22 protein-coding genes and 2 pseudogenes are annotated in these 24,012 nt (G+C 74.0%); 17 read left to right on the top strand and 7 right to left on the bottom strand.

Annotated features, from left to right (window positions below; all coding sequences use genetic code 11):
* The first annotated feature begins 2 nt into the window (after positions 1 to 2).
* The 4 genes from JQN84_RS03165 (at position 3) to JQN84_RS03180 (ending at position 5,851) form a co-directional block, all read left to right on the top strand.
* Entirely contained in the window at positions 3 to 2,327 is a 2,325-nt protein-coding gene (locus JQN84_RS03165; RefSeq protein WP_204956861.1) for a [protein-PII] uridylyltransferase, read from the top strand.
* 219 nt (positions 2,328 to 2,546) lie between these two features.
* Positions 2,547 to 4,103 (top strand): signal recognition particle protein, encoded by a 1,557-nt coding sequence (gene ffh / locus JQN84_RS03170; RefSeq protein ID WP_204956862.1) that lies wholly within the window; start codon positions 2,547 to 2,549, stop codon positions 4,101 to 4,103.
* A 68-nt stretch (positions 4,104 to 4,171) separates the two neighbouring features.
* Positions 4,172 to 4,753 carry a Uma2 family endonuclease gene (locus tag JQN84_RS03175; RefSeq protein WP_204956863.1) on the top strand — a complete coding sequence of 194 codons (582 nt, stop codon included), beginning with the start codon at positions 4,172 to 4,174 and terminating at the stop codon, positions 4,751 to 4,753.
* 18 nt (positions 4,754 to 4,771) lie between these two features.
* Positions 4,772 to 5,851 carry an amidohydrolase family protein gene (locus JQN84_RS03180; protein WP_204956864.1) on the top strand — a complete coding sequence of 360 codons (1,080 nt, stop codon included), beginning with the start codon at positions 4,772 to 4,774 and terminating at the stop codon, positions 5,849 to 5,851.
* A 76-nt stretch (positions 5,852 to 5,927) separates the two neighbouring features.
* Here the strand turns inward: JQN84_RS03180 and JQN84_RS03185 are convergent, their stop codons facing one another.
* Positions 5,928 to 6,449 carry a hypothetical protein gene (locus tag JQN84_RS03185; protein ID WP_204956865.1) on the bottom strand — a complete coding sequence of 174 codons (522 nt, stop codon included), beginning with the start codon at positions 6,447 to 6,449 and terminating at the stop codon, positions 5,928 to 5,930.
* A 69-nt stretch (positions 6,450 to 6,518) separates the two neighbouring features.
* Between JQN84_RS03185 and proS the strand changes: the two genes are divergently transcribed.
* The 12 genes and pseudogenes from proS to JQN84_RS03245 all read left to right on the top strand — a co-directional run bounded on the left by proS (position 6,519) and on the right by JQN84_RS03245 (position 15,127).
* Positions 6,519 to 7,925 (top strand): proline--tRNA ligase, encoded by a 1,407-nt coding sequence (gene proS / locus JQN84_RS03190; protein ID WP_204956866.1) that lies wholly within the window; start codon positions 6,519 to 6,521, stop codon positions 7,923 to 7,925.
* Between the two features lie 210 nt (positions 7,926 to 8,135).
* Positions 8,136 to 8,783 carry a ribonuclease FAU-1 family protein gene (locus tag JQN84_RS03195; RefSeq protein ID WP_204956867.1) on the top strand — a complete coding sequence of 216 codons (648 nt, stop codon included), beginning with the start codon at positions 8,136 to 8,138 and terminating at the stop codon, positions 8,781 to 8,783.
* A gap of 261 nt (positions 8,784 to 9,044) precedes the next feature.
* A complete protein-coding gene (gene rpsP, locus JQN84_RS03200) occupies positions 9,045 to 9,524 on the top strand; it encodes a 30S ribosomal protein S16 (RefSeq protein ID WP_204956868.1) in 480 nt (159 codons plus the stop codon).
* Complete coding sequence (locus JQN84_RS03205) at positions 9,499 to 9,759, top strand: RNA-binding protein (RefSeq protein ID WP_172862164.1); 261 nt, start codon at positions 9,499 to 9,501, stop codon at positions 9,757 to 9,759. Before rpsP ends, JQN84_RS03205 begins: the two co-directional genes overlap by 26 nt.
* A 2-nt stretch (positions 9,760 to 9,761) precedes the next feature.
* Positions 9,762 to 10,346 (top strand): ribosome maturation factor RimM, encoded by a 585-nt coding sequence (rimM, locus tag JQN84_RS03210; RefSeq protein ID WP_204957309.1) that lies wholly within the window; start codon positions 9,762 to 9,764, stop codon positions 10,344 to 10,346.
* Between the two features lie 15 nt (positions 10,347 to 10,361).
* On the top strand, positions 10,362 to 11,150 hold the full coding sequence (trmD, locus tag JQN84_RS03215) for a tRNA (guanosine(37)-N1)-methyltransferase TrmD (RefSeq protein WP_204956869.1): 789 nt from the start codon (positions 10,362 to 10,364) through the stop codon (positions 11,148 to 11,150).
* 142 nt (positions 11,151 to 11,292) lie between these two features.
* Positions 11,293 to 11,649: a 50S ribosomal protein L19 gene (gene rplS / locus JQN84_RS03220; RefSeq protein ID WP_088646705.1), complete on the top strand. Its 357-nt coding sequence runs from the start codon at positions 11,293 to 11,295 to the stop codon at positions 11,647 to 11,649.
* Positions 11,650 to 11,841: 192 nt separating this feature from the next.
* Positions 11,842 to 12,663: pseudogene (gene lepB / locus JQN84_RS03225) on the top strand (signal peptidase I); the annotation flags it as partial.
* 164 nt (positions 12,664 to 12,827) lie between these two features.
* Entirely contained in the window at positions 12,828 to 13,463 is a 636-nt protein-coding gene (lepB, locus tag JQN84_RS03230) for a signal peptidase I (protein ID WP_204956871.1), read from the top strand.
* A 58-nt stretch (positions 13,464 to 13,521) separates the two neighbouring features.
* Positions 13,522 to 14,001, top strand: a complete 480-nt coding sequence (locus tag JQN84_RS03235; protein ID WP_204956872.1) for an NUDIX hydrolase — start codon at positions 13,522 to 13,524, stop codon at positions 13,999 to 14,001.
* Complete coding sequence (locus tag JQN84_RS03240) at positions 13,995 to 14,807, top strand: ribonuclease HII (RefSeq protein WP_204956873.1); 813 nt, start codon at positions 13,995 to 13,997, stop codon at positions 14,805 to 14,807. The genes JQN84_RS03235 and JQN84_RS03240 overlap by 7 nt, the downstream gene beginning before the upstream one ends.
* The gene (locus tag JQN84_RS03245) at positions 14,804 to 15,127 is read left to right on the top strand and encodes a DUF2469 domain-containing protein (RefSeq protein ID WP_011905215.1); all 324 of its coding nucleotides are present in this window, start codon (positions 14,804 to 14,806) and stop codon (positions 15,125 to 15,127) included. The genes JQN84_RS03240 and JQN84_RS03245 overlap by 4 nt, the downstream gene beginning before the upstream one ends.
* Before the next feature lie 63 nt (positions 15,128 to 15,190).
* Here the strand turns inward: JQN84_RS03245 and JQN84_RS03250 are convergent, their stop codons facing one another.
* Positions 15,191 to 16,297, bottom strand: coding sequence for a sulfite oxidase (locus JQN84_RS03250; RefSeq protein ID WP_204956874.1), 1,107 nt, complete (start codon positions 16,295 to 16,297; stop codon positions 15,191 to 15,193).
* 260 nt (positions 16,298 to 16,557) lie between these two features.
* On the opposite strand from JQN84_RS03250, the pseudogene JQN84_RS03255 reads away from it, so the two are divergent.
* Positions 16,558 to 17,106 (top strand): annotated as a pseudogene (locus tag JQN84_RS03255) (peptidoglycan DD-metalloendopeptidase family protein); the annotation flags it as partial.
* Positions 17,107 to 17,310: 204 nt separating this feature from the next.
* Here JQN84_RS03255 and JQN84_RS03260 read toward each other — a convergent pair.
* The 5 genes from JQN84_RS03260 to JQN84_RS03280 all read right to left on the bottom strand — a co-directional run bounded on the left by JQN84_RS03260 (position 17,311) and on the right by JQN84_RS03280 (position 23,969).
* Complete coding sequence (locus JQN84_RS03260; protein ID WP_204956875.1) at positions 17,311 to 18,495, bottom strand: aminotransferase class V-fold PLP-dependent enzyme; 1,185 nt, start codon at positions 18,493 to 18,495, stop codon at positions 17,311 to 17,313.
* 83 nt (positions 18,496 to 18,578) lie between these two features.
* Positions 18,579 to 19,583, bottom strand: coding sequence for a tyrosine recombinase XerC (locus JQN84_RS03265; protein ID WP_204957310.1), 1,005 nt, complete (start codon positions 19,581 to 19,583; stop codon positions 18,579 to 18,581).
* 298 nt (positions 19,584 to 19,881) lie between these two features.
* Complete coding sequence (locus tag JQN84_RS03270; protein ID WP_307820980.1) at positions 19,882 to 21,210, bottom strand: serine hydrolase domain-containing protein; 1,329 nt, start codon at positions 21,208 to 21,210, stop codon at positions 19,882 to 19,884.
* Positions 21,211 to 21,279: 69 nt separating this feature from the next.
* Positions 21,280 to 22,452, bottom strand: a complete 1,173-nt coding sequence (locus tag JQN84_RS03275; protein WP_204956877.1) for a DNA-processing protein DprA — start codon at positions 22,450 to 22,452, stop codon at positions 21,280 to 21,282.
* A complete protein-coding gene (locus JQN84_RS03280) occupies positions 22,449 to 23,969 on the bottom strand; it encodes a YifB family Mg chelatase-like AAA ATPase (protein WP_204956878.1) in 1,521 nt (506 codons plus the stop codon). The genes JQN84_RS03275 and JQN84_RS03280 overlap by 4 nt, the downstream gene beginning before the upstream one ends.
* Positions 23,970 to 24,012: the final 43 nt, after the last annotated feature.

The raw sequence follows: 24,012 nt of genomic DNA on the forward strand, positions 1-24,012 counted from the left end.
AGATGACCTCGTCGACCAGGAGGAACGCGTCGGACGACAGCACCGACGCAGAGACGGACCTCCTGGTCGACGGGGTCGTCGGGGTTCCCGCGGGCATCGGCGAACCGGCCCGGGTCGCCCGGGCCGGGGCGTTCGACGCCTGGCTGCACCACCTGCTGCCGGCCCGGGAGGGCATCGCGCTGATCGCCGTCGGCGGCCTCGGCCGCCGGCAGTGCGCCCCCTACGGCGACCTCGACCTGGTGCTGCTGCACGCCGGGGTGGCCGGGGTGGACGAGCTGGCAGCCTCGCTGTGGTACCCGATCTGGGACGCCGGGGTCCGGCTCGACCACTCCGTGCGGACCCTCGCCGAGGCGCTGTCGGTGGCCCAGGACGACGTCAAGGTCGCCCTCGCCCTGCTCGACGCCCGGTACGTCGCCGGCGACCGGGCGCTGGCCGACACCCTCACCCGGACCGCCACCGACCACTGGCGGCGGACCGCCGTCCGCCAGCTGCCCGCCCTGCGGGAGATCACCGAGGTGCGCTGGCGTACCCACGGCGAGCTGGCCTTCCTGCTCGAAGGCGACCTCAAGGAGGCCGCCGGCGGGCTGCGTGACGTGGGCATCCTGCGGGCCATCGCCACCGCCGGGATCACCGACGCGCTGCGTCCCGCCGTCCGCGCCGCCCACCTGCGGCTGCTGGACACCCGCGACGCCCTGCACCAGCAGGTGGGCCGCCGGGTCGACCGGTTGGTCGCCCAGGAACGCGCCGGGGTGGCCGCGCTGCTCGGGCTGCGCCAGTCGTCGACCGAGGCCGCCGAGACCGGGGCGCGGGCGGACTCCGGCGACGGTGACGCCCTGCTGCGCCGGGTGGCCGGTGACGCGCGCACCGTCAGCCACGCGCTCGACGACGCCTGGCGGGCCGCCGACCGGCTCCGCTCCGGCCGTCGCCGGGGCACCGACGGCCGGCCGCTGCGCCGCCCGGTCGCCCGGGACGTGGTCGAGCACGACGGTGAGCTGGTGCTCGCCCGGACCGCCATCGGGGCCCGCCCCGACCCGAGCCTGTCGCTGCGGATCGCCGCCGCCGCGGCCACCCACCGGCTGCCGATCGCGCGGGCCACCTGCGAGTGGCTGGCCGCGTACTGCCCGCCGCTGCCCGCGCCCTGGCCGCCGGCCGCCCGGGCCGCGTTCGTCACCCTGCTCGGTGCCGGCCCCGGCCTGGTGCCCGCATGGGAGACCTGCGACCGGTACGGCCTGATCGACGGCTGGCTGCCCGAGTGGACCCGGCTGCGCAGCCTGCCCCAGCACAACCCGGTGCACCGGTTCACCCTCGACCGGCACCTGGTGCAGGCCGCGTACGAGGCGAGCCGGCACACCCGCGACGTCGAGCGCCCCGACCTGCTGCTGATCGGCGCGTTCCTGCACGACATCGGCAAGGGACTGGACGGCGACCACTCGACCGTCGGCGCGCCGCTGGCCGAGGCGGTGGCCACCCGGATCGGCCTGCCCGCCGAGGAGGCGGCGCTGATCGGCACGCTGGTCCGGCTGCATTTGCTGCTGCCCGACGTGGCGACCCGCCGCGACCTGTCCGACCCGAAGACGATCGCCGGGGTGGCCGAGCGGGTCGGCGACACCACCACCCTGGAGTTGCTGCACGCCCTGGTGCTGGCCGACGCCGCCGCCACCGGCCCGGCCGCCTGGTCCGGCTGGAAGGGCCGGCTGATCGCCGAGCTGGTCGCCCGGGTCCGGACCACCCTGGACACCGGCGTGGTCCCCGCCCCGCCGGCCCCCGACCCGGCGCTGGTCTCCGGGCCGCTGCCGGTCGTACACCTGACCGAGGACCGGGTGGCGGTGGCCGCGGCCGACCGGCGGGGGCTGCTCGCCACGGTCGCGGGTTGCCTGGCCCTGCACCGGCTGGAGGTGATCTCGGCCGATGCCGCCACGATCGACGGCCGGGCCCTGGTCGAGTGCCGGGTGCAGCCGCGCTACGGGCTGGCCCCGGACCCGATCGCGCTCAGCGCCGACCTGCGGCGCGCGGTCACCGGTGACGTCTCGGTGACCCAACGGCTGCGTGGCCGGGCGCTGGCCGCCCGCAGCGCGGGAGCGGCCCCCCGGGTCGTCTGGCACCGGGAGGCGGCCACCGACGCGGTGCTGCTGGAGCTGCGCGCGGCCGACGCGGCAGGTCTGCTCTACCGGGTCACCTGTGCGTTGGACGAGGCCGGGGCGCAGGTGCGCGCCGCCCGGATCTCCACCCTCGGCGGCGACGTGGTCGACGCGTTCTACCTGGTCGGTGGTTGGCCGTCGGACGAGGAGCGGGACCGCGTCGAGGCCGCCGTCCTCGCCGCCGTGTAGGGCCGCCGGCAACCGCCCGGGGCGACGCCGGTGCCCGGCGGCCGGTCGGGCCGGCGGGCGCGTCGTGGGCGGCCCGCCGCCGGCCGGTGCTCGGGCACGGTGCGGGCGCGGCGCGCGGGGCCGGAGCGGGCGTGCGGCCGGCGGGCTACCCTAACGGTGGGCTGGACAGCCGGCCCGGCCGCACCTGTGCCCGCCGCTGACGACATACGGGATGTTCGCGTGTTTGACACCTTGAGTGACCGCCTGTCCGGAATCTTCACCAAGCTCCGCGGCAAGGGCCGGCTCACCGACGCCGACATCGACGCCACCGCCCGCGAGATCCGCCTGGCGTTGCTGGAGGCGGACGTCGCGCTGCCGGTGGTGAAGGGCTTCATCGCCAACGTCAAGGAGCGGGCCCGCAGCGCGGAGGTCTCCCAGGCGCTCAACCCGGCCCAGCAGATCGTCAAGATCGTCAACGAAGAGCTGATCAACGTACTCGGTGGCGAGGGCCGTCGGCTCCAGTTCGCCAAGCAGCCGCCGACCGTGATCATGCTGGCCGGCCTCCAGGGCTCCGGTAAGACCACCCTCGCCGGCAAGCTGGCCCGCTGGCTCAAGGCCCAGGGGCACCAGCCGTTGCTGGTCGCCGCCGACCTCCAGCGTCCCAACGCCGTCGGGCAGCTCCAGGTGCTCGGTGGCCGCGCCGGCGTCGAGGTGTACGCCCCGGAGCCCGGCAACGGCACCGGCGACCCGGTGCAGGTGGCCCGCGCCTCGATCGAGCACGCGAAGCGGGCCGCCCGGGACATCGTCATCGTCGACACCGCCGGCCGGCTCGGCATCGACGCCGAGATGATGCAGCAGGCCGCCGACATCCGGGACGCGGTCGACCCCGACGAGGTCATCTTCGTCATCGACGCGATGGTCGGCCAGGACGCGGTCCGCACCGCCGAGGCGTTCCGCGACGGCGTGGGCATCACCGGTGTGGTCCTGTCCAAGCTCGACGGCGACGCCCGGGGTGGTGCCGCGCTGTCGGTGCGGGAGGTCACCGGCCAGCCGATCCTGTTCGCCTCCACCGGTGAGAAGCTGGAGGACTTCGACGTCTTCCACCCCGACCGGATGGCCAGCCGGATCCTCGGCATGGGCGACGTCCTCACTCTGATCGAGCAGGCCGAGCAGGCCTTCGACACCGATCAGAAGGAGAAGATGACCGCCAAGCTGATGGGCGGCGAGCAGTTCACGCTGGAGGACTTCCTCGACCAGCTGATCGCGGTGCGGCGGATGGGTCCGATCGCCAACGTGCTGGCCATGATGCCCGGCATGGGGCAGATGAAGGACCAGCTCGCCGAGCTGGACGACAAGCACTTCGACCGGGTCACCGCGATCATCAGGTCGATGACCCCGGCCGAGCGGACCAACCCGAAGATCATCAACGGCTCCCGGCGGGCCCGCATCGCCGGTGGCTCCGGGGTCACCGTGATGGACGTCAACCAGCTGCTCAACCGCTTCGCCGACGCGCAGAAGATGATGAAGCAGATGGGCGGCATGATGGGCCTGCCCGGTGGGGGCCGGCGCAAGGCCACCAAGTCGCCGAAGAACAAGCGCAAGGGCACCAAGGGTGGCAACCGGCCGCGCAGCGGCGCGGGCGCCGGGCTGCCGGGCGGCTTCCCCGGTGGCATGCCGCAGCTCCCGCCGGGGATGGACCCGAACGACCTGGCGGGCGGCCAGGGGCTGCCGCCGGGCTTCAAGCTTCCGAAGATCGACTTCAACAAGCTCGGCAGGGGCGACAACCGGCCCCGCTGACGCGTGTCGGTTACGGTGGGCGACGGGGTGGGCGCTTAGGGTGGTTCCGCCCCCTGGAAGGAGATGTCATGACCGCGGCCCCGATCCTGCCCGAACGGCACGAGTGGACGGTCGACGACCTCGGCGACCTGCCGAAGGACCTTCCGTACGAACTGATCAACGGAAGGTTGATCGTGCCGTCCCCCACTGCCCTGCATCAGGACCTGTGCGTCCGTCTGTTGCTCGCCGTCGAAGTCAACTGCCCGTCGGATCACCTCGTGAGTTTCGACCTGTCGATGCGGGTCGACCGCCGCAACGAGCCCCGGCCCGACGTGGTGGCGATCCATCGCCGGCACGCCGGCCGGTCGCCCGTCCCCGTCGAGGACGCCCTGCTGGCCGTGGAGGTGGTGTCACCCACCTCCACCTTCCGCGACATGTACGACAAGGCGAAGGTGTACGCGCACGCCGGGGTCCGCTCGTACTGGGTGGTCGACCCGCTCCAGGAGCGGATCACGCTGACCGAGTACGTGCTCGGTCCCGGCGGCCGCGACTACGAGCAGCTCACCCACACCGAGGACCTGTTCGTCACCGAGCAGCCGTGGAAGGTCTCGGTCGACCTGCCGGCACTGACCGCCCGGAAGAACGACCTGCTCGCCCCCGACGGGCGGTGATCGGGTAGGACTGTGCGCATGGCTCTGCATGTGCGCGGTGTGCTCCTGCCCGACGACGAGGTCCGGGACGTCTGGCTCGACGGCGACCGGGTCACCTTCGACCCGGTGCCCGACGCCGAGACGGTCGCCGACTCCGGGTTCGTGCTGCCCGGACTGGTCGACGCCCACTGCCACCTCGGCATCGCCCGGGGCGCCACCCCGGTCACCTCGCTCGACCAGGCCCGCACGTTGGCCCGTACCGACCGGGACGCCGGGGTGCTCGCGCTGCGCGACGCCGGCTCGCCGTACCCGTACCCCGAACTCGACGACGAACCGGACCTGCCGCGACTGGCCCGCGCCGGGCGGCACGTCGCCCCGCCGAAGCGCTACCTGCGTGACATCGGGCTGGAGGTCGACGCGGCGGAGGTGACCGCGGCGGTCACCGCGCAGGCCGCCGCCGGCAACGGCTGGGTCAAGCTGGTCGGCGACTGGATCGACCGGGGCGTCGGCGACCTCGCCCCGGCCTGGGACGCCGACACGATGGCCGCCGCCGTGGCCGCCGCGCACGCCGCCGGGGTACGCGCGGCGGTGCACACGTTCAGCGAGTCGGCCGTGGAGATCATGGTGCGGGCCGGGGTGGACTCGGTGGAGCACGGCACCGGGCTGAGCCTCGACCTGATCGACCTGATGGCCCGGCAGGGCACCGCGCTGGTCCCCACGATGATCAACATTCGGACCTTCGGGGGCATCGCCGCCGCGGCCCGCCCCAAGTTCCCCGGCTACGCCGACCACATGCTCGCCCTTCGCGACCGCTTCCCCGAGGTGGTCCGGGCCGCCCACGAGGCCGGGGTGCCGATCTACGTGGGCACCGACGCGGGCGGCGGGATCGACCACGGGCTGGCCGCCGAGGAGATGCTGCTGCTGCACGAGCAGGCCGGCATGCCCGCCGTGGACGTCCTCGCCGCCGCCTCCTGGCGGGCCCGACAGTGGCTCGGCTTCCCCGGCCTGGTCGAGGGCGGCCTGGCGGACCTGGTCGTCTACCCCGAGGACCCGCGCCGCGACCTGCGGGTGGTCCGGACGCCCAGCCGGATCGTCCTGCGCGGCCGGGTGGTCCGCTGACCGGCCGGGTCGCCCGTGGCCGGCCCGCGCGCCGGTTGCGCCGCCGACCACGGTGGTCGACGGCCACGGACGCCGCTCAGCGCACGTCGAGTTCGTACTCGGCCTCGACCCAGAACCGCGCGCCGTCGTGCCCGGCGAAGGTCAGCCGGTGCGTGCCCGGCGCCGGCGGCGGCACCAGCCCCCACAGGCCCCAGCAGGAGACCTGCACCGGCCACGGCCAGGTGGTGACGACGTTGTTGAAGAACCCCCGGACCGGGAACGAGGCGGCGGAGCCGGCCGGCCGTACCGGCACCGGGGCCCCGTCCAGTTCGGCGTGCCCGCTGGCGTCGGGCATCGGCTCGGCCGGCTCGTCGCGGCGGCCGGGCTGCCAGTAGCTGAACGCCGGGAAGAACAGCGGACGGCCCGCCGGCACCACGCAGCGCCGGCTGACCCCGCCGCCGAAGGTGCCCGCGAGGAACCACACGTCGTCTGGCTGGTGACGCCCGCCGTGCCGGCCGGTGTCGTCCTTGACCGGGTTGATCGGCTGACGGTGCGCGGCCACCCAGGCCACCCAGCGGGCGGCGAGCGGGGCCAGGGCCGGTGCCGGGTCGCAGAGCATGACGGCAGATGGTAGTGCGGGCGCGCCCGGCTGCGCCGACCTGTCGGGGGACGCATAGGATGTGCGGTCATGGCTCGCGTGCTCACTCCCCGTGCGGAGGACTTTCCCCGCTGGTACCAGGACCTGATCGCCAAGGCGAAGCTGGCCGACAACGGCCCGGTCCGGGGGACCATGGTCATCCGACCGGCCGGCTACGCCATCTGGGAGCGGATGCAGGCCGAGATGGACGCCCGGATCAAGGCGGCCGGCGCGGAGAACGCCTACTTCCCGCTGTTCATCCCGGAGAGCTACCTCAAGCGCGAGGCCGAGCACGTCGAGGGCTTCTCGCCGGAGTTGGCGGTGGTCACCCACGGTGGCGGCAAGCAGCTCGCCGAGCCGGTGGTGGTGCGCCCCACCAGCGAGACGGTGATCGGCGAGTTCATGGCCAAGTGGATCGACTCCTACCGGGACCTGCCGCTGCTGCTCAACCAGTGGGCGAACGTGGTCCGCTGGGAGTTGCGTCCCCGGATCTTCCTGCGTACCAGCGAGTTCCTCTGGCAGGAGGGGCACACCGCGCACGCCACCCGGGACGACGCCCGCGCCTACGCCCGCAAGATCCTGCACGAGGCGTACGAGGACCTGATGGTCAACGTCATGGGCATCCCGGTGGTGGTCGGGCTGAAGACCACCCGGGAGCGGTTCGCCGGGGCGACCGCCACCTACACCTGCGAAGGCATGATGGGCGACGGCAAGGCGCTCCAGCTCGGCACCAGTCACGAGCTGGGGCAGAACTTCGCCAAGGCGTTCGACATCAGCTACTCCTCGGCCGAGGGTGGCCGGGAGCACGCCTGGACGACCTCCTGGGGCACCTCGACCCGGATGCTCGGTGGGCTGATCATGGCGCACGGTGACGACAACGGGCTGCGGGTGCCGCCGCGACTGGCTCCGATCCAGGCGTACGTCATGATCGTCAAGGCGGGCGACGGCGTCGGCGAGGCGGCGGCCAAGCTGCGCGACGCGCTGCGCGACGCCGGCGTCCGGGTCGCGCTCGACGACCGGACCGACACCGCGTTCGGCCGCCGGGCCGTCGACGCCGAGCTGCGCGGCTATCCGGTACGCGTCGAGGTCGGGCCCCGCGACCTGGCGGCCGGCAACGCGGTCGTGGTCCGCCGGACGGACGGCTCGAAGGCCCCCACCCCGGTCGCCGACGTGGTCGGCGCGGTCCTGGCCGCCCTGGAGGCCGACCAGCAGGCGCTGCACGACGAGGCACTGGCCCACCGGCGGTCCCGCACCGTCACGGTGTCCACCCTGGCCGAGGCGATCGAGGCGGCGGCCACCGGCTGGGCCATGGTGCCCTGGTCGGCCGTCGGTGTGCCGGGCGAGGCCGAGGCCAACGGCCAGGGCGTCACCGTCCGGTGCCTGCTGCGCGCCGACGGCTCCGTCCCGGACAGCGAGGACGAGCCGGACTTGACCGCCATCCTGGCCCGCGCCTACTGATCCGGCCCCGGGGTCCCGCAGGCCGACCCGGCATGCGGGGTCCCGCAGGTCAGGCGTCCGGGTCCCGACCGGCCGTGGGCGCGGCGCTCCGCCTCGCTCCGCAACCGGCACCCGGAGCCGGCCGCACGTCGGTCCCGGCTGCACCGTCGCCCCGGGGGCGGGGCTGCCGGGCCGGAGCGTCGCGATCCCGTCCCGATCTGTGGAGGTGTGATGCGTTTCGAACCGGGTCAGTTGATCCTGCACCGGAACGTGCGGCGTGGCCGGATCGGGTGGGTCCGGCCGGCGCGGGTGGTGCTCGACGACGACCGGGGCCTGCTGCTCTGGGTGGCCCGGGACACGCCTGTGGCGCACGAGGTGTCCGAGGCGGGTCTGGGCATGCGGGCGATGCCGTTCACCGAGTGGATCGCGTCGTCGTACCGGTTGGCCCGGGGCCGGTGGAACGGGCCGCCGCTGCTGGAGTTCCTGCCTGCGGGCGCGGCCCACTCGGTCTGGTTCTTCCGCGACGAGCAGGACCGGTTCGTCGCCTGGTACGTCAATCTGGAGGAGCCCGGCGTCCGGTGGGACGACGGACCGGTGGCCGGGGTGGACGTGGTCGACCAGGACCTGGATGTGGTGGTCCGCCCCGACCTCAGTTGGCAGTGGAAGGACGAGGGCGAGTTCACCGAGCGGCTCGCCTTCCCCGACCACTACTGGGTGGCCGACGAGAAGGCGGTCCGGGCCGAGGGGGAGCGGGTGATCGCCCTCGCCGAGGCGGGCGAGTTCCCGTTCGACGGCACCTGGTGCGACTTCGTCCCGCCAGCCGACTGGACGACCCCGACGGAGCTGCCGCCCGGCTGGGACCGGCCACCCGCACGGTAAGTGTGATGCGGATCACTCTGGACGGGTCGCCGTGAGGGTCGGGCCGGCCGGCCGTGCCGGTGGGCCGGCCCGATGTGAGTGTTCGGCGGGTGATCTGGCAGAATGGGTCGCTGGTATCCGGCGCGCGTCCGGCGCCCTCTAACCCGGGCGCGTCGCCAGTCCATCGAGCAGTCTCCGGCCCAACCCCACTGTGTCGGTCGACGCTCACCCGTGCACCGCCCGTCGCCGGGTCGGTGAAATCGCAACAGGAGCGAAACAACTGTGGCCGTAAAGATCCGGCTCCTGCGGATGGGCAAGATCCGCAACCCGCAGTACCGCATCGTCATCGCGGACTCGCGCACCAAGCGTGACGGTCGCGCGATCGAGTTCGTGGGCGTCTACCAGCCGAAGGAAGACCCCTCGATCATCGAGGTCAAGTCGGAGCGGGTCCAGTACTGGCTCTCGGTCGGCGCGCAGCCGAGCGAGGCCGTCCAGCGTCTGCTGGAGCTGACCGGCGACTGGCAGAAGTTCAAGGGCCTGCCGGCCCCGCCGCCGCTCAAGGTCGCCGCCGAGCGCGCCGACCGCAAGGCGGCGTACGAGGCCGAGGCGAAGGCCGCTGCCGGCCTGGCCCCGGAGACCCCGGCCAAGCCGGCCCGCAAGGCCGCCGCCAAGGCGGAGACCCCGGCCGAGACCGAGGCGCCGAAGACCGAGGCCCCGGCCGAGGCCCCGGCTGCTGCTGCCGACGCCGGTGAGCAGGCCTGACATGCCGCTGCGTCCCGCCCTGGAGCACCTGGTCAAGGGAATCGTCGACCACCCGGACGACGTGCGCGTCCGCATGGTCGACTCCCGTCGGGGCAAGCGGCTGGAAGTCCGCGTGCACCCGGAGGATCTCGGCACGGTGATCGGGCGGTCCGGGCGGACCGCCAAGGCGCTGCGTCAGGTGATCGGCTCCATCGGTGGGCGCGGGGTGCGCGTCGACATCGTCGACTCGTACTGATGCTGCTCATCGTCGGCAGGATCGGCAAGCCGCACGGCATCCGCGGTGAGGTCACCGTGGAGGTGCGGACCGACGAGCCCGAAGCGCGGTTCGCCCCCGGCGCGGTGCTCAGCACCGAGCCGGGGGCGACGCCCCGGGCGGCGGCACCGCGCCGGGGCGAGGCCGAACCGGCCCCGACCGTCGATCCCGGTGTGGTCTACGAGGTTCCCGGCGAGCTGACCATCGAGTCGGCGCGCTGGCACCAGGGGCGGATGCTGGTGGCCTTCGAGGGGGTGCTCGACCGGGAGACCGCCGAGGCGCTGCGCGGCACCCTGCTCGGGGTGGACAGCGCCTCCGTCGCCCCGCCGGAGGACCCGGAGGAGTTCCACGACCACCAGCTGGTCGGCCTGGCCGTGGTCACCCCGGCCGGTGAGCACCTCGGCGAGGTGGCGAAGATCGACCACGCGCCGGCCTCCGACCTGCTCGTCCTGCGCCGCCCGCAGGGGGGCAGCGCGCTGATCCCGTTCGTCAAGGCGATCGTCCCGGAGGTCGATCTCGCCGGCGGACGCGTCGTCGTCGACCCGCCGGCCGGTCTGCTCGACCTCTAGCCGGAAGCCACCCACATGCGCGTCGACATCGTGTCGATCTTCCCGGAGTACTTCGCCCCGCTCGACCTGTCCCTGATCGGGCGGGCCCGGGAGCAGGGCCTGCTCCGGCTGGCCGTCCACGACCTGCGGGCCTGGACCCACGACGTGCACCGTACGGTCGACGACACGCCGTACGGCGGCGGGCCGGGCATGGTGATGCGGCCCGAGCCGTGGGGCGAGGCGCTGGACGCGTTGGCCCCCGACGAACTGGCCCCGGACGGCCTGACCCTGCCCCGGCTGCTGGTGCCCTCTCCGGCCGGTGTGCCGTTCACCCAGGCGATGGCGCACGAGCTGGCCGCCGAGTCGCACCTGCTCTTCGCCTGCGGCCGGTACGAGGGCATCGACCAACGGGTGCTCGACCACGCGGCCACCCGGCTGAAGGTCACCGAGGTCTCACTCGGCGACTACGTGCTCTTCGGCGGCGAGGTCGCGGTGCTGGTGATCCTGGAGGCGGTCACCCGGCTGTTGCCCGGGGTGCTCGGTAACGCCGGTTCGCTGGACGACGAATCGCACGCCCACGGCCTGCTGGAAGCCCCGATGTACACCAAACCGGCGAGCTGGCGGGGGCACGAGGTGCCCGACGTGCTCCGCTCGGGCGACCACGGGCGGATCGCCCGCTGGCGGCGCGACGAGGCGCTGACCCGGACGGCCCGCCGACGGCCCGACCTGATCGCCGCGCTGTCCCCGGAGATCCTCGACAAACGGGACGTGGCCGCGCTGGACCGGGGTGGCTTTCCCCTGCCCCCGGGGGATGTGGCAAAGTAGAGGGGTTGCCGCATCCGTCCGCGCCGCGGATGGCTGCGAGGATTCCCGACCGGGGTCGGCCCGCCGGCAACCACCCGGGGATCAGAATCACCCATCCGCGCACCGAGTGACGGTGCGCCGTGAGCATCACGAGGACGCAGCGATGAACATCCTGGACGCCCTTGACGCCCAGTCGAAGCGTACCGACATCCCCGACTTCCGGGCCGGTGACACCGTCAAGGTGCACGCGCGGGTCGTCGAGGGCAACCGGTCCCGGGTCCAGATCTTCCAGGGCGTCGTCATCCGCCGCCAGGGTGACGGTCTGCGCGAGACCTTCACGGTCCGCAAGGTCAGCTTCGGCGTGGGTGTGGAGCGGACGTACCCGCTCAACGGCCCGGGTATCGACCGGATCGAGGTCGTGACCCGCGGTGACGTGCGCCGGGCCAAGCTCTACTACCTGCGCGAGCTGCGCGGCAAGAAGGCCAAGATCAAGGAGAAGCGCGAGAAGCAGCCCAGCTGATCTCCGTTCGCCACGCCGCCTGACCTGCGCGGATGTCGTATCGACCAGAGCGCATTACGCTGATCGGTACGGGCGCAGACCGGCGGGTGGCGTCGCGACGACAGGTCGCGGCGCTCCGATCGTCCCTGCCGCCCGTGGGGCCTCGACGAGGCCCCCGGGCGGTAGTGTCGTTTCTGCGGACCGGGGAGTGGCGTGGTGCAGGTGCTTGACTCGAACGGCACAGCGGACCCGTGGCGTCGGCGGGCCCGTCCCGCCCGTCGGCAGATGCCCCTCTGGCAGGAGCTGCCCCTGCTGTTGATCGTGGCGTTCTGCCTCGCGGTGCTGATCCGCACCTTCCTGCTCCAGGCCTTCTTCATCCCGTCCAGCTCGATGGAGGACACCCTCCTCATCGGCGACCGGGTGCTGGTCAACAAGGTCGTCTACGACATGCGCGACCCGCTGCGCGGCGAGGTGGTGGTGTTCCGGGGCACCGACAAGTGGGTCGCCCAGGAGAATCCGGTGCCGCCGACCGGTGCCGCCGGCAAGATCGGACGCACCCTCGGCGACCTGGTCGGGGTGAGCCGCCCCGGCGAGAAGGACTTCATCAAACGGGTGATCGGGCTCCCTGGCGACCGGGTCAAGTGCTGCGACGACCAGGGTCGGGTCATGGTCAACGGCATCCCGCTCGACGAGCCGTACGTGGTGCGCGACTCCCCGCTGGACGTGCCACCCAACCCGAAGGAGTGCCGGTCCCGCCGCTTCGACGAGGTGGTCGTGCCCCCGGGGCAGATCTTCGTGATGGGTGACCACCGGCTGGTCTCCCAGGACGCCCGCTGCCAGGGCCCGGTGCCCATCGACAACGTGGTCGGCCGGGCGTTCATGGTGGTGTGGCCGTCGTCGCGGTGGACGTCGCTGCCGGTGCCCGCCACCTTCGCCAAGCTGTCCGACTCCGCCGCCGCGAACACCGCCCCGGCCCCGGTCCGGCCGACCCCGACCGGCGACGTGGTCCTGCTCCTCCCGGTCGCCGCCCTGCTCGCCGCCGTCACCCGGTCCGGGCGACGGGCGTGGGCCCGTGACCCCGCCCGGCCCGTTGACCGGGGGCGGATCCGACGACGGGAACGGCGACGACGGGCCGGGTGGCCGCAACACCTCCGGCGTTCCGGGCGGCCCCGTCGGCTCCGGCGACGTAGGCTCCACCCGTGATTGACGAGCAGACCGAAAAGCCGCGCAGCTCCTTCTGGAAGGAGCTGCCCATTCTCCTGGGCGTCGCGATTCTGGTGGCGGTGCTGGTCCGCGCATTCGTGCTGCAGACCTTCTTCATCCCGTCGCCGTCCATGGAGAACACCCTCAAGATCGACGATCGGGTGCTGGTCAACAAGCTGGTCTACGACTTCCGCTCACCGCACCGCGGCGAGGTGGTGGTGTTCAAGGCGCCGACCGAGTGGAGCGGCAACCCCGACGGTGAGGACTTCATCAAGCGGGTGATCGGGGTCGGCGGTGACCACGTGGTCTGCTGCGACGCGCAGGACCGGCTGACCATCAACGGCAAGTCCCTCGACGAGCCGTACATCTACTCCGCCAACGGCGAGCAGGACAAGCCCGCCGACCAGGAGTTCGACATCACCGTCCCGGCGGGGCGGCTCTGGGTGATGGGTGACCACCGCTCGGCCTCCGGGGACTCCCTGGAGCACTGGCAGCAGTCCGGCCGCAACATCGACAGCGCCACCATCCCCGAGGGCGAGGTGGTGGGCCGGGCCTTCACCGTGTTCTGGCCGTTCGACCGGGCCACCTGGCTGACCGTGCCGAAGTCGTTCGACGACATTCCCAACCCCTGACCGGCTGCGCCCGCCCCGGGCGTGGCCGACCGCCGGCACCGTCTGGCAGGCTGGTGCGGTGACCGTCTTCCACCCCCGTCGTGCGGGCCGGGTGCTGCTCGTCGACGCGTCCGGCCGGGTGCTCCTCTTCGAGGGCGTCGACCCGGCCCGCCCGGGTCACCGGTACTGGTTCACCCCCGGCGGTGGGCTCACCCCGGGGGAGTCCCCGGCGGTCGGTGCCGCCCGGGAGTTGGCCGAGGAGACCGGGCTGCGGCTGACGCCGGCCGAACTGGGCCGGTCGGTCCGCACCGAGACGATCGAGTTTCCCTTCGACGGCGTGTGGTACCGCCAGGAACAGGAGTTCTTCGTGGTGCGGGTGCCCACCTGGGACGTGGACACGGCCGGTTTCGACGCGATCGAGCGGGCCAGCGTCACCGGGCACCGCTGGTGGTCGGCGGCCGAACTGGCCGACACCGCCGATCGGTTCTACCCCACCGACCTGGCCGCCCTGCTCACCCAGGTGCTGGCCGCCGCCCCGGCCCCGGAGGCGTCGTGCTGACCCCGCCGCGCACGGTGGTGCGCCGCGACGGTGGGCTCTACGCGCTGGAACGCGCCCTGCAACGACGCGGGTTCCGGCACGTCGCGGGCGCGGACGAGGCCGGCCGGGGGGCCTGCGCCGGCCCGCTGGTGGCCGCCGCCGCGGTGCTCCCCGAGGGACGACGCGGCGAAATCGAGGGACTGGCCGACTCCAAGCTGCTCACCCCGGCCAGCCGGGAGCGGGTCTACGCCGAGGTGGTCGCCCGCGCCCTGGCGTACGCGGTGGTGGTCATCCCGGCCGAGGAGGTCGACGCCCGGGGGCTGCACGTGTGCAACCTCGCCGCGATGCGCCGGGCCCTGGCCTCGTTGACCACCCGACCGGAGTACGTGCTCACCGACGGCTTCGGGGTGGACGGGCTGGACGTGCCGGGGCTGGCGGTCTGGAAGGGCGACCGGGTGGCGGCCTGCGTGGCGGCGGCCAGCGTACTGGCCAAGGTCACCAGGGACCGGATCATGGTGGAGCTGGACGCACGCCACCCGGGGTACGGTTTCGCCGAGCACAAGGGGTACGTCACGGCCGAGCACACCGAGGCGCTGCGTGAGCGGGGGCCCTGCGTGGAGCACCGGTTCTCGTACGTCAACGTGGCCGCCGTCTCCGGCCGGGAGGGTGCCCCGCCCCGGGCCCGCCGGCCGGTCGGCGCAGCCGCCCCCGAGCCGATGGAGCGCTCGGGGCCGACAGGGGGTACCGTCGGCGTGGCGTTGGGCGAGCAGCCTCGGCCTCCGGCACCGGTGGGGGAAGATGTGGTCATGGAAGGCGGAGTGCGATGAGCGCGGAAGATCTCGAAAAGTACGAGACCGAGATGGAGCTGCAGCTCTACCGGGAGTACCGCGACATTGTCCGTCAGTTCTCCTACGTGGTGGAGACGGAACGCCGCTTCTACCTGGCCAACCAGGTGGACCTGCACGTGCGCAACTCCGACGGCGAGGTCTACTTCGAGGTCGAGATGCACGACGCCTGGGTCTGGGACATGTACCGTCCGGCCCGCTTCGTCAAGAACGTCCGGGTGATGACGTTCAAGGACGTCAACGTCGAGGAGTTGGAGAAGCCCGACATCTCGCTGCCCGCCGACTCGGGCTTCGGTAGCTGACCGGCGGCCCGGCGTCGACGCCCCACCCGCCGACGCCGGGCCCCGACCAGCCCCGTACCGCCCTCACTCCCCGATGACCACCACGTCGACCCGCTGGACGAGGTTGTTGGCGAACCCGCCCCGGTTCCACGGCTGCTCCACCGGCTGCGTCCGCCCCGACGCGTCGGTCGCCCGCGCTCCCAGCGCGTAGCGGCCGGGTTGCGGCGTCCACTCGTACCGCCAACGTCGCCACGACCACCCGCCGCCGGCGGGCGGGTCCAGGATGGCCGGCGACCAGTTCGCCCCGCCGTCCGTGGTCACCTCCACCGCCACCACCGGGCCGTGCCCCGACCAGGCGCGTCCGTCCACCGTGCACGGGCCCGGCCGCAGCATCCGCGTCCGGGACATGAAATCCGGGAAACCCGGCGGCCGGACCAGCGCCCGGGGCTCGATCCGGGTCACCGGCACCCCCGGGTCGTCGGCGTCGCGCCGCAGCCGGTAGGCCACCGCGTTCTGGTAGCCGTCGAACTCCCGGGTCAGCACGCTGATCGTGCGCAGCCACTTGACGTGCGCCATGCCGTACCAGCCGGGGACGATCAACCGCAGCGGCGCGCCGTGCTGGGGCAGCAGGGGAGCACCGTTCATCTCGTACGCCAGCAGCACCTCGTCGCGCAGCGCGTCGTCCACCGGCAGGGCCCGCTGGTAGTCCTGCTCCACCCCGCGTTCCACGCCGTGGTCGGCACCGGTGAACACCACGTCCACCGCGTCGGAGGCGATCCCGGCCTCGCGCAGCAACGGCGCCAGCGGGGTGCCGGTCCACTCGGCGTTGCCCACCGCCTCCACCAGCCAGGGCTGGCTGACCGGGCGCGGGTGCAGCAGCGCCCGGCCGTTGCCGGCGCACTCCAGCGTCACCCGGTGGGTCACCCGGGGGCGTTCGCGCAGTTCGGCCAGCCCGAGCCGGAGCGACCGACCCACCGCCCCGGCCACGGTCAACGTGTGGGCCGCCGGGTCGAGGTCGGGGATGTCGTAGTGGATGAGCAGATAGTGCAGGCCGGCCGGGGTGACGTCGTACCGCAACGCTTCGAGCGGTATGCCATGGTTGCGGGCGGCCAGCTGGAGTTCCTCCGGGCTGATCGCCTCGTCCGGCCCGGCGACCCGCGAGGGTCGGCTCACGTCGTCCATGGTGGTCATCGGTGGCCTCCCGGTCCGCGCCGCACTGCGATCCCGCCAGCCTAGACCGGTCCGCCGGCCGGCACCGTGGTCGCTCCGCCCCGGCGACCGGCAGTGCTCCCTCCGCCCCGGCGGTGGCCGGCACCGTCGTCGTTCCGCCCCGACGGCGGGCGGCATAGCAGATCCACCGGCCCGTCGGGCGTTTTCCACAGCCCGCCCCGTCATCCACAGCGGACACCGGGTGCGCGGCACGACGCGTGCGATCCCGGCATGCTGCGGTGATGCGCACAGGACTACGGCAGGTGACGGCCCTCGGGGTCGCCGTGCTCGTGTTCGGCTCACACGGGCTCCCCGTCCGGCCGCCCCCGCCACGATCCGCCCCCCTCCGGGCCGCGCCCACACCGGCGTTCCGGTGGCCACTCGACGGTCCGCCCCGGCCGGTACGCCCGTTCGACCCACCCCCAATGCCCTGGCTCGCCGGCCACCGGGGCGTGGACCTCGCCGCCGCACCCGGTGCCGCCGTCCGGGCCGCCGGCGCCGGCACGGTGCTCTTCGCCGGCATGGTCGCCGGCCGGCCGGTGGTCACCGTCGGCCACCCGCAAGGACTACGGACCACCTACGAGCCGGTACGTCCCCGGGTGCGCACCGGTGACGTGGTGGCGGCCGGTGCCGCGGTGGGCGTGCTGCTGGCCGGGCACCCGGGCTGCCCCCTGACGGCCGTACCGGCCGAGGGCTGCCTGCACTGGGGTGCCCGACGCGGCCCGGAGTACCTCGACCCGCTGGCCCTGCTGGGGCTCGGTCGGGTCCGCCTGCTCCCGGTGACGGCCGGCCCCAGCCCCGGCGTCGGACCGGGTTCCACCGTCGACGCCGGCTTCCACCCGACCCGCGAAACCGCCACGGGACGCCGTCCGGCCAGCGGCGACGCGCCCGCCCCCACCGGTGGTGGTCGACGATGGGGTGCCGGGCCGGACGGGGTCGCCCGGCGGGACGACGCGGCACCCTGCCGGTGCGGTCGGCGCTCCGCCGGCGTCGGCTCAGCCCCGCCCGGCCAGCAACGCCGGCAGTCGGGCCGCGAGCCGCTCGTACTCGTCGGGGGTGTTGTAGACCTGGCCGCACAGCCGCAGCCAACCCCGCCCGTGCCAGGCCATCACCGCGACCTCGGCGGCGAGGCGTTCGGCGATCAGGCCCCGCAGGGCAGCAGCCTCCTCCAGGGTGCCGGCGACACCCGCCGGCAACGGCACGATCCGCATCGCCACCCCCGGCCCGCCCGGGTCGGGCAGGTCGGTCGGGGCCACCCCGAGCGCGTCCCCGACCACCCGCTGCCCGTACGCCGCCAGTGCGGCATTGTGCTCCCGGACCCGCTCGATGCCGAGGCTGCGCAGCGCGTAGAGACCGGCCGGGGCGCTCAACCAACTCGTGTAGTCGAGGGTGGCCTGCCACTCGACGTTGCCCGGGAAACCCTCGGCCTGCTGCCAGGACACCACCAACGGCTCGATCCGCGACCGCCACGACGGGGCGACGACCAGCACGGCGGTGCCGCGTGGGGCGAACCCCCACTTGTGCAGGTTGCCCACCCAGAAGTCGGCCCCGATCGCGTCGACCTGCACCGGCAGCATCCCGGGCACGTGCGCGGCGTCCACCAGGACCGGAATGCCGTGCTCCCGGGCCACCGCCACCAGCGCGGCGACCGGCAGCACCCGGGCGGTGGCCGAGGTGAGCTGGTCGACCAGCAGCAACCGGGTACGCCCCGGCCGCAGGCCGGCCCGAACGATGTCCACGATCTGCGCGTCGGTGGCAAACCGGGGCAGGTGCAGGGTACGGGTGGTCGCGCCCGTGCGACGGCACTCCCGGGCGACGGAGTAGTTCACCGCGCCGTACCCGTGGTCGGTGCCGAGCACCTCGTCGTCGGGGCGCAGGCCGAGCGACTGGAGCACCACGGCCACCCCCGTGGTGGTGTTGCCGACCAGGGCGGTGCCCTCCGGATCGGCACCGAGGAAAGCCGCCAGGTGCCGTCGGGTGTGGGCGAACCGTTCGACCAGCGCCATGCCGAAGAAACGCTGTGGGTTGGCTTCCATCTCGTCGCGCAGCCGCTGCTGGGTGCGCTGCACGCTGAGCGGCACCGCACCGAACGCCCCGTGGTTGAGGTAACTGACCGAGGGGTCGAGGGTGAAGAGCAGTCGGGCCCCGGGAATCGACTCGGGTGGCGTCGGGACGCTCATCGGGCGATCGTAGCCCGCACCCCGCCGGGCGGCCGGACCGATCGTCGCCGCTCACCACACCCCGCGTGCGGCCTGCGGGGCGCTCAGGCCCGGGGGTGGGCCTGACGGTAGGCGGCGCGGAGCCGTTCCACCGACACGTGGGTGTAGATCTGGGTGCTCGCCAGGGACGAGTGCCCCAGCAACTCCTGCACCGCCCGCAGGTCGGCCCCGCCGTCCAGCAGATGGGTGGCCGCCGAGTGCCTGAGCCCGTGCGGGCTGGTCGGCGGTAACCCGGCGGCCCGTGCGTACCCGGCGACGATCCGCCGGGCCATCGTCGGGTGCAGCCGCCCGCCCCGGGCACCGAGGAACAGGGCCCGCCCGGAGTCCGGACCGGCCAGTTCGGGTCGGCCGGCCGCCAACCACCTGTCGAGCGCCCGCTGCGCCGGCAACCCGTACGGGACCGTCCGTTCCCGGTTGCCCTTGCCGAGGACGCGGATCACCCGACGTTCCCGGTCGACGTCCGTGGTGTCCAGACCGCACACCTCGCTGATCCGCGCGCCTGTCGCATAGAGCAGTTCGAGCAGCGCCCGGTCACGCACCAGGACCGCCTCGTCCGCCGGGTCCACCTGCGCCGAAGGCCCGCCGGCACCGGAGTGACCAGGCCCGCCGGGCCCGTCGCCCGGGGACCTGTCCTGCGGGGAACCGCCGTCGTGGCCCGGGGCGGCGGACCGGTCCCGTCCCGGTGCCTCCACCAGGGTGGCGACTTGGTCGGCGCGGAGCACCACAGGCAGTTCCCGCCGCGTCTTCGGGGTGGCCAGCGGGGCGGCCACGTCCGTCGCCGTCAGGCCGGACCGGTGGGCCCAGCCGCTGAAGGTACGCGCCGCAGCGGCCCGTCGGGCCGACGAACTGGATGCCGCGCCGGTGGTCCGTTGCTTCGCCAGCCAACTGCGCAACACGCCCAGATCCAGGTCGGCGGGGGCCGTGCAGCCCATCCGGACCGCATGGTCGAGCAGCGAGACCAGGTCGGCGACGTACGCCCGGACGGTGTGCGCGGAGCGGTTGCGTACCTGCGCCAGGTGCGCGGCGAACCCGTCGACCGCGTCCCGCATGGCCGGTGGCAACGCCTGATGGGTGGCCCGGGTCCCCGCGCCGTCCCGGCTCACCGCGCCGTCCCGGCCGGGACGGCCCTGCGTCGGCGGATCGACGGTCGCCGTCCTGTCACCGCGCGGTCGTCCGGGTCCATCGGGCCAGCTTACGGACGACCACGGGTGGCGACAGGCCCGGACCCGGCCAGGTTCCCGGCGGTGGCCACCGGAGACCGGTCCGTCCGCCGGGCAGGTGCGGATTCCCTTGCAGCGGCCCGCCCGGCGGGATGCGCGAGCGGGCGGCACCGACGCCGACCTGCGGTCAGGCGAACGTGTCGGCCACGGCGACCCGGGCCGGGTCCGGGTCGGCCCAGCTCCAGTTCGGGTGGGCGCGGTTGGTCAGCAGCACCAGCACCCGGCGACGGTCGGGCTGGACCAGGAACGAGGTGCCGGTGAACCCGGTGTGCCCGAAGGTGGCGGGTCGGGCGAGCCTGCCCATGAACCAGGGTTGGTTGAGCACCACGCCGAGGCCGTGGTCGGAGGTGCGTCCCGGCCGGTCCGGGTCGACGGCGGGCAACCCGGTGTTGGCGTTGCGCAGCATCCGGGCGACGGTGTTCTCCGCGAGGATGCGCTTCCCGCCGTGGCTGCCGCCGTCGAGCAGCAGTTGCCCGATGACCGCCACCTCCCCGGCGGGGGCGAAGATCCCGGCGTGGCCGGCGACCCCGCCGAGGTGGTTGGCGACGTCGTCGTGCACCACACCCCGCAGCAGTCCGCGGGAGGAACGGGCGTCGGTGGCGACCAGGCGGTTGGCCCGGTCGGCCGCGCTGAGCCAGGTGTTGGGGTTGAACCCGGTGTAGCGCAGCCCCAACGGGGTGGTCAGGTAGGTCTTCAGCGCCCGGTCGAGGGTGAGCCCGGTGACCTGCTCGACGATCTTCCCGGCCACCATCAGACCGACGCTGGAGTAGCGGAACACCGTGCCCGGGGTGGCACCGCTGACCAGCGGGGTGGCCAGCACCGCCTGCCACCGCTGCGCCATCGTCGAGTAGCCGGTCACCTTCGCCCCGACCGGTAGGCCGCTGGTGTGGGCCAGCAGCATCGCCACGGTGACGGTGGACTTGCCGACGCCGGTGAACCCGGGCAGGTACCGCACCACGGGAGCGTCCAGATCGATCCGGCCACTGTCGACCTGTTGCAGGGTGAGGATCGCGGTGTAGACCTTGGTGAGCGAGGCCAGATCGAAGATCGAGTCGGGGCGCATGGCGACCCGCTTCGCCGCCGGCAGCAGCACCGGCCCGGCGTCGTAGCGCAGCGCCTCACCGACGGCCAGGTGGTCGGTCGGCTCGCCGTCGGTCGTCGCCAGCACCACCGCCCCGGCGTACGTCGGATGCTTCGGGTTCTCGGCGGTGGGCTGGAGGTAACGCTGGAGCGCCACGGTGAGCGTGCGCGGCTTGCTCGCTGCGGTCGGGGCGGCACCCCGGGCGGCGGCCCCCGACCGGCCGGCCGCCGCGCCCTGTCCGCCCTGCGGGCCGTCACCGGGGGAGGGGGTGGCCCAGGAACCGGCCGACCCGGCGGGCGGGTGTTGCGCGCAGCCGGTCAGCCCGAGGGCGGCGGCGAACCCGAGACCGAGGACGGAACGACGGGGAATCGACACGGCAGCGATCATCGCACTCCAACCCGTCCACCGGGGTGGCACCTTCGGGTGGCATCCGTCGCCTCCACCTCAGCGTGACGGGGGCCGGGTGAGGGCATAGCCGTCGTCCCGGCGGGCCACCAGGCCCAACTCCTCCAGCAGGGCGAGTTTGCGTAACGCCGTCCGGACCGGAACGCCGGCCCGGGCGGCGAGCACGTCCGCGCCAACCGTGCCGCGTCGGGGCATCGACTCGCGCACCATGGTCGCCTCGTCGTCGAGGATGTCGGTCGGGCGGGCCGCACCCCGGGCGGGCGGCGCCAGGTCGACTCCGATCCGGCCCACCTCCTCCAGCACGTGCGCGAGCCCGGTGACGAGCCGGGTGTCCCCGTACTCGCGGAGCAGCTCGTGTGCGCCGACGGACAGCGCCGAGGTGACCGGGCCGGGCACCACCATCGAGGGACGGCGGAGGGCGATCGCCCGGTGCATGGTCTGGGCTGCTCCGCTGCGGGCCGCCGCCTCGACCAGCACGCTGCCCCGGGTCCCGGCGGCGATCACCCGGTTGCGGACCAGGAAGCGGGGACGCAGTGGCTCGGCACCCGGCAGCCACTCGCTGACCAGCAGGCCGGTCTCGGCGATCCGGTCGAACAGCGCGGAGTTGCCCATCGGGTAGGGGCGGTCCACCCCGCAGGCCAGCACCGCCACCGTCACCCCACCGGCGTTCAACGCGCCCCGGTGGGCGGCGGCGTCGATGCCGAACGCGCCGCCGGAGACCACCGTCCACTCCCGGTCGGCCAGGCCGTACCCGAGTTCGGTGGCGACGTGCACGCCGTACCCGGTGGCGGCCCGTGCGCCGACCACCGCGACCGAGCGGTCCAGCACCTCGGCCAGCGGCCATCCACCGCGTACCCACAGGCACAGCGGTGGGGCGGTCTCCCGGTCGACCTTCCGGGTCGCCCCGGGCAGTTCGAGCCGTTCCAGGTCACCCAGCGGGGCGGGCCACTCGTCGTCGGCCGGACAGACGATCCGCGCGCCGAGCCGGTCGACGAGTGCCACCGCCTCGGCGGCCACCGCCCTGGGGTCGCCGGCCTCCAGCCGGGCCGCCACCGTCGCCCGCAACGTGTCGTCGGGCGCCCCACCGTCGAGCAGCAGCTCCAGGGTGTCCACCGCACCCAGCCGACCCACCAGCTGGTGGACCGACCGGGTGCCCGGCTCGGCCAGCCAGGTCAGCGCCACCCGGGCGTGCAGGTCCTCGATGCTGGTCACGCTTCCTCCCCTGTTCTGAGGCCGATGGCCTCCCGGACGTCGTCACGGTCGGGCCGGGTCCGGCCGTCGAGGTCGGCGATCGTCCAGGCGAGCCGGATGATCCGGTCGAAGCCCCGGGCCGAGAGCGAACCCCGGTCGAGCCGACCGCGTAACTCGGCGGTCGCCCCGGCGGCGAGCCGCCACGGTGGGCGGCGCAGCAGCGGGCCGGGCACTTCCGCGTTGAGCCGGTGCCCGACCGCAGCCCACCGTTCGGCGGCTGCCCCGCGCGCCGCCGCCACCCGGGCGGCGACCGCCGCCGACGGCTCACCGTCCGGGTCGGTGCCCATCAGCTCGGCCGCCCGCACCGGCAGCACCCTGACCTGTACGTCGATCCGGTCGAGCAGGGGACCGGAGAGCCGGCCGAGATACCGCCGGCGCGCCAGCGGACTGCATTCGCACAGCGTGTCGCCCCCGGGCCGGGCGCAGGGGCAGGGATTGGCGGCCAGCACCAACTGGACCCGGGCCGGATACCGGGTGCCGCCCCGGGCCCGGGTCAGGTGCACCTGCCCGCTCTCCAGTGGTTGCCGCAACGCCTCCAGCGCGGCCTTGCTGAACTCGGCGGCCTCGTCGAGGAAGAGCACACCCCGGTGCGCCAGCGACAGCGCCCCCGGCCGGGCCAGTCCCGAGCCGCCGCCGACCAGGGACGCCATGGTGGCCGAGTGGTGCGGTGCCTGGAACGGTGGACGGCGCAGCAGCCGGCCGTCGGGGGGCAGGATGCCGGCGATCGAGTGCAGCGCGGTCACCTCCAGCGCGGCGGCGTCGTCGAGTTCCGGCAGGATCGACGGCAACCGCTCGGCCAGCATCGTCTTACCGGCACCGGGTGGCCCCAGCAGGGAGAGGTGGTGTCCGCCGGCCGCCGCCACCTCCACCGCGCGTCGTCCCAGACCCTGCCCGGCGACGTCGGCGAGATCCGGCCCGGCCACCGCCTCGACGGGGCCGGGTGGGGGTGGTTCGAGCAAGGGAGTGCCGTCCCGGATGAAGGCCACCAGCCGGTGCAGGGTGTCGACAGCGCGGACCCGTACCCCGGGGATCACCGCCGCCTCCGCCGCGTTGCCCACCGGTACGACCACCCGGTCCAGCCCGGCGCGCACGGCGGCGGTGACCATCGGCAGTACGCCACGGACCGGCCGGACCGTCCCGTCGAGCCCCAACTCGCCGAGCACCACCACCCCCTCCACCGGCAGCAGCGGCAGTTCACCGGCGGCACCGAGCAGGGCGACCGCGATGGCCAGATCGAAGGCCGAGCCGTACTTGGGCAGCGTGGCGGGCAGCAGATTGAGGGTGATCCGACGGTTGGGCCAGCGCTGCCCCGAGTTGACCACGGCCGCCCGGACCCGGTCCCGTGCCTCGTGCAGGGCCGTGTCCGGCAGCCCGGAGATGACCACCGCCGGCAGCCCGGGGGAGAGGTCCGCCTCGACCTCGACCAGGTGGCCGGTGACGCCGACCAACCCCACCCCGAGCACCTTGGCGTAGCTCACCGTGCCACCCCCGACCGGACCCACCCGCCGGTCCGCCGGTCGT

The organism is Micromonospora humidisoli, from assembly GCF_016900955.1.
GTDB lineage: Bacteria > Actinomycetota > Actinomycetes > Mycobacteriales > Micromonosporaceae > Micromonospora > Micromonospora wenchangensis.

Coding starts and splice junctions, on each gene's coding strand:
- trmD (WP_204956869.1), top strand. CDS start 10,362: ATGCGCGTCGACATCGTGTCGATCTTCCCGGAGTACTTCGCCCCGCTC.
- JQN84_RS03185 (WP_204956865.1), bottom strand. CDS start 6,449: ATGCTCTGCGACCCGGCACCGGCCCTGGCCCCGCTCGCCGCCCGCTGG.
- JQN84_RS03180 (WP_204956864.1), top strand. CDS start 4,772: ATGGCTCTGCATGTGCGCGGTGTGCTCCTGCCCGACGACGAGGTCCGG.
- JQN84_RS03175 (WP_204956863.1), top strand. CDS start 4,172: ATGACCGCGGCCCCGATCCTGCCCGAACGGCACGAGTGGACGGTCGAC.
- JQN84_RS03245 (WP_011905215.1), top strand. CDS start 14,804: ATGAGCGCGGAAGATCTCGAAAAGTACGAGACCGAGATGGAGCTGCAG.
- JQN84_RS03265 (WP_204957310.1), bottom strand. CDS start 19,583: ATGCGGGACGCGGTCGACGGGTTCGCCGCGCACCTGGCGCAGGTACGC.
- JQN84_RS03195 (WP_204956867.1), top strand. CDS start 8,136: ATGCGTTTCGAACCGGGTCAGTTGATCCTGCACCGGAACGTGCGGCGT.
- JQN84_RS03250 (WP_204956874.1), bottom strand. CDS start 16,297: ATGACCACCATGGACGACGTGAGCCGACCCTCGCGGGTCGCCGGGCCG.
- rplS (WP_088646705.1), top strand. CDS start 11,293: ATGAACATCCTGGACGCCCTTGACGCCCAGTCGAAGCGTACCGACATC.
- JQN84_RS03165 (WP_204956861.1), top strand. CDS start 3: ATGACCTCGTCGACCAGGAGGAACGCGTCGGACGACAGCACCGACGCA.
- JQN84_RS03260 (WP_204956875.1), bottom strand. CDS start 18,495: ATGAGCGTCCCGACGCCACCCGAGTCGATTCCCGGGGCCCGACTGCTC.
- proS (WP_204956866.1), top strand. CDS start 6,519: ATGGCTCGCGTGCTCACTCCCCGTGCGGAGGACTTTCCCCGCTGGTAC.